8 protein-coding genes, 1 tRNA gene and 1 riboswitch are annotated in these 12214 nt (G+C 56.7%); of the genes, 6 read left to right on the forward strand and 3 right to left on the reverse strand.

Annotation, left to right across the window (positions count from 1 at the left end; genetic code table 11):
• Positions 1–85: 85 nt before the first annotated feature.
• Together apaG and BA011_RS22575 are read right to left on the reverse strand one after the other, a co-directional pair.
• A complete protein-coding gene (gene apaG, locus BA011_RS22570; protein WP_003545191.1) occupies positions 86–478 on the reverse strand; it encodes a Co2+/Mg2+ efflux protein ApaG in 393 nt (130 codons plus the stop codon).
• 373 nt (positions 479–851) lie between these two features.
• Positions 852–2036, reverse strand: coding sequence for an O-succinylhomoserine sulfhydrylase (locus BA011_RS22575; protein ID WP_065282085.1), 1185 nt, complete (start codon positions 2034–2036; stop codon positions 852–854).
• 42 nt (positions 2037–2078) lie between these two features.
• A riboswitch (SAM riboswitch) is annotated at positions 2079–2157 on the reverse strand.
• A gap of 73 nt (positions 2158–2230) precedes the next feature.
• Between BA011_RS22575 and BA011_RS22580 the strand changes: the two genes are divergently transcribed.
• The 5 genes from BA011_RS22580 (at position 2231) to BA011_RS22605 (ending at position 7133) form a co-directional block, all read left to right on the forward strand.
• Positions 2231–3325 carry a 2'-deoxycytidine 5'-triphosphate deaminase gene (locus BA011_RS22580; RefSeq protein ID WP_017958854.1) on the forward strand — a complete coding sequence of 365 codons (1095 nt, stop codon included), beginning with the start codon at positions 2231–2233 and terminating at the stop codon, positions 3323–3325.
• A gap of 59 nt (positions 3326–3384) precedes the next feature.
• Positions 3385–3458, forward strand: a tRNA-Gly gene (locus BA011_RS22585).
• Positions 3459–3645: 187 nt separating this feature from the next.
• Positions 3646–4857 (forward strand): tyrosine-type recombinase/integrase, encoded by a 1212-nt coding sequence (locus BA011_RS22590; RefSeq protein WP_065282086.1) that lies wholly within the window; start codon positions 3646–3648, stop codon positions 4855–4857.
• Positions 4858–5001: 144 nt separating this feature from the next.
• Positions 5002–5820: a DUF3800 domain-containing protein gene (locus BA011_RS22595; RefSeq protein WP_065282632.1), complete on the forward strand. Its 819-nt coding sequence runs from the start codon at positions 5002–5004 to the stop codon at positions 5818–5820.
• 123 nt (positions 5821–5943) lie between these two features.
• A protein-coding gene (locus BA011_RS22605; RefSeq protein ID WP_151343511.1) for an IS3-like element ISRle4 family transposase occupies positions 5944–7133 on the forward strand; the annotation gives its coding sequence in 2 pieces (ribosomal slippage) (positions 5944–6193 and positions 6193–7133; 1191 coding nt in all).
• Between the two features lie 186 nt (positions 7134–7319).
• Here BA011_RS22605 and BA011_RS22610 read toward each other — a convergent pair.
• Positions 7320–10550 (reverse strand): type ISP restriction/modification enzyme, encoded by a 3231-nt coding sequence (locus BA011_RS22610; protein ID WP_237352511.1) that lies wholly within the window; start codon positions 10548–10550, stop codon positions 7320–7322.
• Between the two features lie 1115 nt (positions 10551–11665).
• Between BA011_RS22610 and BA011_RS22615 the strand changes: the two genes are divergently transcribed.
• Entirely contained in the window at positions 11666–12133 is a 468-nt protein-coding gene (locus tag BA011_RS22615; RefSeq protein WP_065282088.1) for a hypothetical protein, read from the forward strand.
• Positions 12134–12214 lie beyond the last annotated feature (81 nt).

Here is a 12214-nt window from a genome sequence, read left to right on the forward strand (position 1 = left end):
GGGGAGAAGGTGGCGGCAGCCGGATGAGGGGCCGGTATCGGCGATCTCGTGGGCCGAGGTGTCGTGCCGCCTGTGGCGTTACACGTCAGTTGAGCACGCGCAGCAGCCCGGGTGAATCCAGCGAGAAGGCGGGGATGTCGACATCGAACATCTCGCCGTCGTCCGTTTCCATCTGGTAATGGCCGAACATCAGCCCTGAGGGCGTGTCGAGCGGGCAGCCGGAGGAATATTCGTAGGTGTCGCCGGGGCTCAGCCGCGGCTGCTCGCCGACGACGCCGGGGCCGGTCACCTCGTCCACCTGGCCGTTCTGGTCGGTGATGTTCCAGTAACGGTTGACCAGCCGAACGGCTATGCCGGAATTGTTGCTGATGACAATCCGGTAACCCCAGACATAGCGGTCGTCTTCCGGATCGGATTGCTCCTCCAGATAGAACGGCTCGACGACTACTTCGATCTCTCTTGTGAGGGCGCGATACATGCCTTGCACCTTAGTCAAGATATGTTACCCGTATCTTATAAGAGGCCCTGTCCGTCAAGAAACGGAACAATTATCATCGCTGAAATGGCTGTGATCCGAAGGCTTTTCGATCGTTAAGCCTAATTGTCAGTGTTAATTCGGTTTCGGAACGCCGCGGCGGGCGAACTTGTTCCCCCCCGGTCTCACCTTGGTGAGATCCGGTCTCACCTTGGGGAGATCTGGCCTCACCCAGTGAGATCTGGGCACGGCCGAACCCCAAGCATGTCGCGCAAAAGTGTGCAGCGGTTTTGCGATAACGACATGCGTAAAAACAAAAACTAAAGCGCGAGGAGCGAATGCGACGCGCTTAGAGGTCCGGCCGCTTATCCCTAGATCAGGCCGAGACCTTGGCAAGTGCCCGCGCGAAATCCTCGATCAGGTCATCGGTATCCTCGATGCCGGCCGACAGGCGGACCGTGCCCGGAGAAATGCCGAGTTCGGCGCGCGCCTCTTCGGTCAGGTTCTTGTGCGTCGTCGTTGCCGGATGGGTGATCAGGCTCTTGCTGTCGCCGAGATTGTTGGAGATCTTGATGATCTCGAGCGCGTTCTGCAGCGCGAAGGCCGCATCCTTGCCGCCCTTCAGCTCGAAGGCGACCAGCGTCGAGCCGCCGGTCATCTGCTTGGCGATGATATCGGCCTGCGGGTGGTCCTTGCGGCCCGGATAAATCACCTTGGCGACCTTGCCTTGCTCGGCCAGGAAGTCGGCGATCTTTGCCGCATTTTCGGTCTGCTGGCGCACGCGCAGCGGCAGCGTCTCGATGCCCTTCAACAGCGTCCAGGCGTTGAACGGCGACATCGCCGGGCCGGTATGGCGGAAATAATCGTGCAGGTTCTCGTCGATCCATTCCTTGTCCGAAAGCACGACGCCGCCGAGGCAGCGGCCCTGGCCGTCAATATGCTTGGTGGCGGAATAGACGACGATATGGGCGCCGAGTTCCAAAGGTTTCTGGAAGAGCGGTGTGGCGAAGACGTTGTCGACGACGACCTTGGCGCCGATCTGGTTGGCGAGCTTGGCAACGCCTGCGATATCGATCACTTCGAGCGTCGGATTGGTCGGGCTTTCCAGGAAGAACACCTTGGTCTTCGGCGTGATCGCTTTTTCCCAGTTCGCCAGATCCCGGCCGTCGATCAGCGTGCAGTCAATGCCGTATTTCGGTGCGAGCGTCTCGACGACCCAGCGGCAGGAACCGAAGAGGGCGCGGGCAGCGACGATATGATCGCCGGCCTTCAACTGGCAAAGGATGGCAGCGGTGACGGCCGCCATGCCGGAAGCCGTGGCGCGGGCGTCTTCAGCACCTTCGAGCATGCACATGCGCTTTTCGAACATGTCGTTGGTGGGGCTGCCATAGCGGGCGTAGATGAAGCCCTCCGTCTCGCCCTTGAAGCGGGCTTCGGCCGCCTCCGACGTCTCGTAGACGAAGCCTTGGGTGAGATAGATTGCCTCGGACGTCTCGCCATATTGCGAACGCAGCGTGCCACCGTGAACGAGTTGGGTTGCCGGGCGCCAGGTCTTGCTCATGCCATCACCTTCACATAACAAAAAAACCGGTCGCAAAAGCAGACCGGTTTCAACCCGGTCTTTTTAGCCACTTGTTTAACGTGGCTGCAAGCCGACCGGCCAAATCACCACGGGATAATTCTGCAATACTGCTGTTAGCTGCTTGCGTCAATTCCCCGAGTTTGGTTTTGTCGGCGGCAAATGATGGATGAGGCATGATGGCTCGCGAAACGGGAATTCTGGCGGATCGCGCGATCTCCGCGCTGTTCGAAACGGGGCGTCTGATCTCCGAGCGGGAGCTGGACCGCGACCAGATCCAGCCGGCAAGCCTCGATCTGCGCTTGGGCGGCAAGGCGTTTCGCGTGCGCGCCAGCTTCATGCCAGGCCCCTCGCATCTGGTGTCCGACAAGCTCGACCGGCTGAGCCTGCACGTGATCGACCTCTCCGAGGGGGCGGTGCTCGAAACCGGCTGCGTCTACATCGTGCCGCTGATGGAGAGCTTAGCGCTGCCGGCTGACATGTCGGCCTCGGCCAATCCGAAGAGCTCGACCGGGCGGCTGGATATCTTCACCCGCGTCATCACCGATTACGCCCAGGAATTCGACAAGATCCCATCAGGCTATTCCGGCCCGCTCTATCTCGAAATCAGCCCGCGCACCTTCCCGATCGTCGTGCGCCGCGGCTCACGCCTGTCGCAGATCCGTTTCCGCGTCGGCCAGGCGCTGCTCGGCGAGCCGGAACTGTTGAAGCTGCACGAGAGCGAGACGCTGGTCGCCAGCAAGCTGCCGAACGTTTCCGGCGGCGGCATCGCCCTGTCGATCGACCTCGCCGGAGACAAGGACGGCCTGATCGGTTATCGCGGCAAACATCACACTGCCGTCGTCGACGTCGACAAGAAGGCCGAGCACGACCTCTTCGATTTCTGGGAACCGCTCCACAGCCGCGGCCGCAACGAGCTGATCCTCGATCCCGATGAGTTCTATATCCTCGTCTCGCGCGAGGCCGTGCACGTGCCGCCGGATTACGCCGCCGAGATGACCCCCTTCGATCCGCTGGTCGGCGAGTTCCGCGTCCATTATGCCGGCTTCTTCGATCCGGGCTTTGGCCATGCGCCGGCCGGCGGCCGCGGCAGCCGCGCCGTGCTCGAAGTGCGCAGCCACGAAGTGCCCTTCATCCTCGAAGACGGCCAGATCGTCGGCCGCCTCGTCTACGAGCATATGCAGGAAAAGCCCGCCAGCCTCTACGGCTCCGGCCTCGGCTCCAACTACCAGGCCCAGGGCCTCAAACTCTCGAAGCACTTCCGCATCTGAGGCGTCGCATCCGACGCGACTTGACAGCCGCCCCTATCTGTTGGAAATCTCGCATCGTCGCGGGTGTAGCTCAATGGTAGAGCAGCAGCTTCCCAAGCTGAATACGAGGGTTCGATTCCCTTCACCCGCTCCACTCACCCTCAAGCCAATTGTTTAGTAGCGTCCACAGACGTCCAATAAACCCATGTAAAATCAGTGGAATAAGAGGTTCCACGCCTCGCGCGCGCGTAGCGAAGTGCAACGAGGTGCAGTGACAGCCAGTAATTTTTTCGGTACAAAACTGCGGTACAAGGCTGCCAACTTAGAGGCCCATACCGTAAATGGCGCTGACAGATGTTCAAATTAGAAATGCCAAAAAATCCGAAAAGCCCTACAAGCTGCCGGATGGAAAAGGCCTTTATCTCTATGTTTCGACGGCCGGTGGTAAGTCATGGAGGATCGACTACGCCTATTTTGGTAAGCGGAAGACGCTGACGCTAGGTGCTTATCCCGCCCTCGGACTTGCCGACGCTCGCACCCGGCGAGATGACGTCAAGAAAAAGCTATCAGAGGGTTTAGATCCGTCGCTGGCAAAAAAGCGAGAACAACTGGCTGCCAAAGCGGCGGCCGGAAACACGTTCGGTCTGATCACCGATGAATTCATCGCGAAGCTGCGCCGTGACAAGCGAGCCGAGCCGACCATCGACAAGAACACGTGGATGTTAAAGGTGCTCGCGAAGAAGCTTTCACCTTATCCAATAACCCAGATTTCGGCGAAAGACGTCTTGGACGTCCTCAACGTGATTGAAAAGAGTGGACGCGTTGAGAGTGCGCTGGCCACTCGTTCAGCAATAGGGCGGGTCTTCCGATTTGCCATAGCAACAGCAAGAGCGGAAAACGACCCGACCTCGGCATTGCGAGGCGCTCTTCAGCGGCATGTGCCCGTAAGCCACCCAGCCCTCACTAGCCGTAAGGAGCTTGGCGGCCTTATGAGAGCAATCTACGGGTATGAGGGCTGGCCGTCGCTTGTCGCAGCGTTAAAAATTCAAGCTCTTTGTTTTGCTCGCCCCGGGGAAACCCGCGCGATGCAATGGTCGGAACTCGATCTTGAAAATGCGGTTTGGACAATTCCTGCTGCAAAAACAAAGATGCGCCGCGAGCATCATGTTCCGCTCTCTCGTCAAGCTATCGAGGTCATCAGATATATGAAGGACGTGTGTGGTGACAAGCCACACGTTTTTCCGTCGATGATGTCTGGAAAGACTTTGCTTTCAGAAAATTCGATGAACTCTGCTCTGCGTCGTATGGGAGTGGGAGGGAATGAGCATACGGCGCATGGCTTTCGTTCATCGGCCAGCAGCATTTTGAATGAATCCGGCAAGTTCAGCCCAGATGCGATTGAAGCTCAACTCGCACATCTGGACACACGGGAAGTGCGGCGAATTTATAACCGTGCGACATATTGGAATGAGCGTGTTCAGATGATGCAATGGTGGGCTGACATGCTCCATGAAGAACGCACAAGCCCTCTGAGCAATGCACAGACGGTCTAGATGTCCTAATTGCCGCGCTGGATTAATTGCTCGAATCCAGACTCAGCAGGGCTTGCCTCAAAGAGACTGGCGTCTATTTGCGCGCCTCTTGCCCAGTTCAAAGACTCAACTTAGGGTGCAGCCGGTCCCAGATCGGTGGCTGCCTTGCATCTGCTATATTGCGACGAGACGAACTTAGAGAAAAAGCCCGGAGAATTCCTAATCTACGGGGGGCTGTTCATTGACGGAACGAAGGCTAAAGACTTTTCGCACGCGGTCGATTCGCTACGACGCAAGCACAAAGTCCCTCCGGATTATCGGCTCAAATTCAATCCTGGACCGCCGGGCTTCACTCAGGATCAGTTCAACGCGCTGAAGCAAGAGCTGATTGAGCTTGCGGCCGGCTTTGATATAGGCCTTATCGCGTACGTAATCCTGCACGACATATCCATCAGTCCCAACTTGGCGAGAAGGAACGGAATCAACACTGTCTGCTACCATTTCGATTGCGTCCTGAACCGCTTGCAAGGTTCCGGCTTGGTACTCATCGACAGGTTCAACGATGAGGGGAACGCGATAGAGGCACACCTACGGGAGAAATTTACCGTTGGGCTGACAGGGATGCCATACGGCGATGGGAATAAACGCTTGGCAAACATTGTTGGCTTTCACTATTCGGCCATTGGGCAGGCCCATCTGCCAAGTCTCGTGGATGTAGTTCTTGGGTCCTTACGGTTTTCGATCAACGCTCACACGCGAAAACGTCCTGAGCAAATTGCCACGGCCGGAAAGTTGCTTGGGCTACTCTCCCCTCTCTTTGTTCGATTCAACCATTCGGCTGCGGTGCCAGAACTTGGATTTCTGTTCAGCCCCAAGGTAGTCAAGGCTGCTAAATACCGAGACAAATACCGAGGCTTGAAGAACTTTCTTGCTGATGCAGGCATCGAGACAGCGCAACAAATAACTGACCAGCGCACCTACTAAACATGTAGGGCGGCGGCGCGTTGTAAACCGGTAGCGGGTCCCATCGGGGGGGTGCCCGGTGACCTTGCCCCGTTGAAATAATCCATTTTGAAGTAAGCTCTGGCCCATTGAGAGGACCAGAGGATGAAGCGCAATCGTTTCACAGACGAACAGATCATCGGCATATTGAAGGAGCACGAGGCAGGCACGCCGGTCTCGGAGCTTTGCCGCAAGCATGGCGTCAGCGATGCCAGCATCTATAAATGGAAGGCCAAGTACGGCGGCATGGAGGTGTCCGAGGCCAAGCGGCTGAAGACGCTTGAGGACGAGAACACGAAGCTGAAGCGGCTTCTGGCGGATGCGATGCTCGACAATGCTGCCTTGAAAGACCTTTTGGGAAAGAAGTGGTGACGCCCGCGGCCAAGCGGAAAGCTGTTGCGCATCTGATGAGCCATCATGAGATGAGCGAACGGCGGGCGTGTAAAGCCATTGGTTTTTGCCGAATGACGGTCCGTTACGAGACCAGGCGCGACGATGATCATGAGCTTCGCGAGCGAATGAAGGCGTTGGCGCATGAACGTCGCCGCTTCGGATATCGACGCATTCATGTGCTGCTCCGGCGGGAGGGTCACCTCGTGAACCACAAGAGGCTCTTCCGGCTCTATCGGGAGGAGAAACTGACGGTGCGCAAGCGCGGCGGTCGCAAGCGAGCGATAGGCACGCGAGCGCCGATGCTGGTGCCGATGGTGGCCAATGATCGCTGGTCGCTAGACTTCGTGTCGGATCAGTTCACCGATGGGCGCAGGTTGCGGATTCTGACCGTCGTCGATGATTGCACGAGGGAGTGCCTGGCGCTCGTCGCCGATACATCGCTTTCCGGTCTTCGCGTCGCACGGGAGCTTGACCGGATTATCGAGGAGCGCGGCAAGCCGAGGATGATCGTCAGCGACAACGGCAGCGAGTTCACCAGCAACGCGATCCTGCAATGGGCGGACCGGACCAAGGTTGACTGGCATTACATTGCACCTGGCAAGCCGATCCAGAACGCTTTTATCGAAAGCTTCAACGGGCGGCTGCGAGACGAGTTCTTGAATGAAACTCTGTTCTCGTCGCTTGCTCACGCCCGGTCTGCGCTTTCAAACTGGCGTAGCGATTACAACGATAAACGCCCGCATTCAGGCCTTGGCTGGCTGACACCGGCCGAATTCGCTCAGACACTCAACCCGCGACGTGATGCGGTGCTGCGCAGCCGAAATGGCTCCGCACCGCAACCCGCCGCTACCGAACCAACAACAGCAACCAAAAACCGCTGGAGCGAACTCAAAACTGGATAAAACTTGGGGGCAAGGTCACCGGGGGGAAATCGCGCGGTCACTGGCACGTAGGAGGCCCCTGAGATGCGTAACCTTATATTTAGTCCGAAAAGTTCGTAAGCGTAAACGGTGCGGCACGGGCAAAATCCGCTGGCACGTAGAGGGACCCCCGGATGCGTGACCCCAAATTTCACTGGGGCCCATCTATCACATCGAGAAGAGATCCTTTTGAGCGCTGTTGGTGGCCACATGACCGCCGCTTGTCCCAACACTCGCTAATGCACCGGCGGCGGCGAGAGTTTCCGATGCCAACAGTGGCCCGTCGCAAACCTGATTCAGTAGATCTCCCTGCCGCTCTTCAAGGGAAACCAGCCTACCCACCACATGAAGCAGATCAAGCAAATCTGTCGTATATTCCGCTATCCAATGGTCGGGCTGAATATGATCAAGCGCGGATGGCGGACGGCGATCTCCGATAATCGGTTTCGACCGATCTAGCCTTCGGTAGCTGAACCATTGGCGCAGTACATTCTTGCCAGAGATCTCGTAATTCCAGACTCGCTCGGGCACATTATCAATGAAGCCACCACCGATCTTTAGGCGTTTTGATGCTGGATCATATTCCATTACGTCCGGAAGGGCCTGAGGGGCACCTGGAATAGCTCCACCTAGCGGGACGAAAGGCCCTTGCCCCTTCGGCAGGCGTGGTGGCCCCGACGGCCGCCCGTTTAGTGGATTAGCGAAGCGCTCACCATAGCAATGCAACCAAATGACTTCTTCCCCGATGGAGAGCGCCTTCTTGAAAACCGCAACATCTGCTGTGATCGGTACGCGCAGTTTAGGACGAACAAGATCAGAAGAGAAGCGCTCGACAAAGGCGGGATGCGCCATTACGGCGGCTAAGTAAGCAAGGACGTCTTCCGGCAAAACTTCGACCCCAAGGGCAGTCGAGAGATAGTCTGTGAAAGCGGGCTTTACATTCGAAGCCGACGCCCCCGCATCTCTCCATAAAGGAAACACACGGCCCCCAAACGACCCTTTATAGTGATGAAGATCAGGTACCTGGCCGCTGAATGAAATTGCAGGACCGGACGTTGGTGAGTGCGCCTCTAAGCAAGTCAAATATACCTGGCGAGTAGAATGCGCTGCCCAGAGCGTGGGATTCGGTCGATTCAGCAGACGGTTGTCCGGAATAATCCACTGTCTATCAAGCGATCTAAAAGCATACCTGACCGGAGCAATCACGGGTGCCGAGTCCTTCGCGACGCTTTCCAATCTTTCTTCGTGGCCCGGTAGGCCTTTGCTTGACGATTTCGTGGAAGTCTTGTCACCATTCTGATGGGGGTGAAACAACGCCTCCCGCTTTTCCGGGTCTTTCTGCTGAGTCAATGCTTTCCAACGCTTCGCCAAAGTTTCCGCGTCGGGAGCGATAACCCAAGTGCGGCCGGGCATCACTCCAGAGCCGTTGTAACTGAACAACTCTTCCACCAACGGGTAGCCACTCCATGCGCCCCGGGACACTGGCAGGAAAGGATCGCGCCAACCTGATGGCCCGTCTGACCAATGCGGACCATTCAGTGCGACTTGTGCCAGCGCCCTGAACTTTTCGTCTCGCTTGCCTTCCGGCAAAGAGTAGAAGCGCATCCTTGCAGGGAGAGACCGGTCCTTGGCAGGCTTCCGAGCGGCGAGCACGATGCACAGAGGCTGCTGTACGCCTTCGAAAATGCGGGTTGGAACATCGGGCTGATGTCCTTCTGGCGAGCAATCGATGACCCAGATTTCAGTGCAGTCGCGTCGCAGATCGTCACGCATTTTCTCAAACCCTGGGCCGTTCAAGAATCCAGCGGCGGTGATGAAACAGACGATCCCTGCGCGGTCGGTCTCGGTCTCACCGGTCGTTTCGGCTACCCCCGAACCAAACACCTTCCACGTCGCCCAGCGCCAGAAATAGATATAGAGGTTCTTTAGGTGTTTCGTGTGCGCACCGACCCCCCATTCCTTTGGGGGAGACCAGCGATCCATCGGGGCCATGCGCCCATCACTGCCCGCTTCAATCCAGCCGCCCCGTCCTTTCGCCTTTTCCTTGTAAGGCGGATTACCAATTACGACGGTGATCGGTTCACCTCTCTTGACGGCATTTGCATCTCGTCGCGACTTACCAATAGGCTGAAGAATCTGAGGCAGACGCTCCTCTTCTGCGTACGGATTGCCGAGGGTGTCGGTGATGAATAGCCTTAAGCCCGGGACTAGCGCGGAATGCGTCAAAGCGTGCATTTCGGCGAGTAAGCGAAGCTGCGCGACGGCAAACGGCCCGAACTGGATTTCGAAGCCTATCAATCGATGTGCTGCAGCGCTAATGGCTTCAGCAACGGCCCCGGGACCTTGATCCTCCTCGATTACTTCCTCAATCTTACGGAGGATGCCCAGAAGAAAGGTCCCGGTACCTACAGCAGGGTCAGCGACAATCACATCTGGAGATGCAAAGCCAGCGCGTCGATCGAACAACTCGGGGCTCCGTAAGGCATCATCAACCAGGCGAACCATAGCGTCGACTACTTCAGGCGGCGTGTAGTATGAACCTGTACGCTTCCGAAGCGCGTTGTCGTAGACTTCTAGAAAATCTTCATAAAAATATAGCCACGCATCAGTATGGCCTTTGCTTAGCGACGACCAATTAACTTCCTCCAGTACCCGCGTAAGCGTCCCAAGTGAGGTCTTAAGAGCATCCTGATTGGCGGTGTCGTCGGTAAGCAATCGCAATGCAGTCCCAATCAACGAGTCTGTCTTGCGAAGCTCGTGAGCTGCATGGTCAATCCCCCCCGCTAAAGAGATATTTTTGGCGCGGGCGACCAGAAGACCAAAGGTCACCGCCTGAGCGTAGCCATCGGCAAATTCTTCATCCGTTGCCTGGGGAAACAACAGGACCCTCCAATCCTTCGCCAGTTCCGTCAGCGCACTACTGCCTCGAGACATCTGCTCAACAACTTCATCCCTAAGGAAACGGCAAAGCCGAGCTGAGATCTCGGCCAACTGTTTAGGGTTGCTTGGCGGAATCGGACGCCACGACAAGAAATCAGCGATAAGTGGCAACAGGGTAGCAGGAGCAGAAAGAGAAGATCCGCTGGCCTCTACATCACCTTGGAGGTAAATAACCGAGCCTCTCAGCTCTCCATCTCTCCAAAGGCTGAACGCATTACCGTCGGTATAAAGGAGATTGGGGAGGGATCTGAGCTTCTTCCACTGGGCTTTATCGTGAGGATCACTGAAGCGTCGGGGGTCAGCACCCTTGCCCGGGGCTTTAACCTCAATAAATCCTACAAGCGCGTTATGGGCGACGACGGCATAATCTGGACGGGTAGCAAGTTCCGCCAAAGAGGACTCGCCCACCAACTCGACGGAGCCTTCGGGAAACTGGCAGATCGCAGCGAGATTCTGCATCAGCGCCTCAAGTGGTGCACGAAGTTGGTCCTCCGCTGCACCCGCAACGGCAATGTTTGAAAGTTTAGACTTGGTGGAAGCTCCAAAGGTGGACAGCGCTCGGGTAAATGGACCGTCAACAGTCAATAATCGTCCCCCCACAGAATCTTAAGCCAAATCAATCTTGCACATTATGGTTGCGCAGGGAGCTTGAGACAAGGCGATGACTCTCACCCGTTTAAATAAAATCAGGCTTAGGGGATACTCGTGGAGACGAACCGACCGCTAACTCGCTTGCTTGCTTTCATACCACTCTTCAATTTTCTCACAAAGCAAGCCCACCCAAGGAGCCCAAAGTAGTGCCCGAGCTTGGCCGTCCGGGGTAAAACTCGGGTGGTCCTCGGCATCAAGCTCCCAGGTTCCCAAGTACTCACCATCTCGTGTAACTACAGAGAAGTCTTCAAGCAGATTTATCTCATAGGGCAGCTTAGATAAGCCTAAAGGCAGCATAGAATCACCCCCTGTAACACGACGACCGCAGCCGCTTCTAAGCCTCTGGCGCTGTGGTTTCAATTCGCCTTTTGACCCACATCCTTACGAGAGCGTCGCGGGCTACCATGACGTTCTAACTAGCTTCTACGGCTTCGCTTGATTAATGAAGGCGCCAACATTTCGGCTGCCCCGTCACGGTTTGCCGCGTCACCGGACGTCCCAAAATCACCGCCAAGCGCTTGAAATCCGGTGCGGCTTCTGGCGTGGGTACTAATTTGGGTACTTCCTGCCCGCGCCGTTTCTGTCATTCCATTGAAGTGTAAGGATTTTTTGTAGAGCTTGGAGATTTGGTGGAGCTAAGCGGGATAGAACCGCTGACCTCCCCTGCCATGTAAGCGCACTCCCAGTTGAGCCGATACAGCCGCACCACTTATTGGGAGAAGCGCGGGGGATGATACATTCGTGGGCTGACATGCTGGACCAGAAGCGGACGAGGGACAATGGAAGCGGGCGGGCTAAAGCTATTCGAAGGATGGCGGTTTGCTCTAGCAATCTCTGGCGGCGCGCGACGTTGACAACGGTCACTTTCGTGTATCGATTGTAGAAAATGCGCCTCAGCACATTGTTTGATTGGAAAAGATAACATGGAAGACAACGACAGCCAGAAGCAGCTCGCGATCGCTATTGCCGTATCTGCGAGTCGAGCCGAGGCTGACGCCCTCCGCAACTGGGCGAAACTGCTGATCGATCTAAAAGATGAGAAGATTTCGGCCGCAGCCAAGGCACGAAGAGCGATTTCGCTGACCGCCTCTAGCAAGGTCATCCTGCCTGCAATGAAGATCATCAGCGGTCAGGCAAAGAAACATGGTTGGGACAACCGAACGTCAACCCAGCGCTTGGGTATAGCAGCTGCGGCGGGGGCTTTTGCCCTGTTTCCTGGAGCGAACGCAGGCATTGCTGCACTCGGTGGCGCTGTCGGCGTGCCCTTGTGGATGGTTTTCGGTGGAGGCTCGATGTTTTTAAAGGTCTTATACGATGAACTGACCAAGCGGCCTGAGGAGCAGGCTTCGGGAGTGCCTTACAAGGTGATCGACGCTGAAAAGCAAGATTGAAGAGCGTCAAGGGCTTGCCCATGAGTTGATATCGCTTCAGAAAACATCGCCAGCAAAGCAGGGTGGCGCGTCTGCGTAATT

The sequence above is a fragment of the Rhizobium leguminosarum genome (assembly GCF_001679785.1).
In the GTDB taxonomy this organism is placed as follows: domain Bacteria; phylum Pseudomonadota; class Alphaproteobacteria; order Rhizobiales; family Rhizobiaceae; genus Rhizobium; species Rhizobium leguminosarum_R.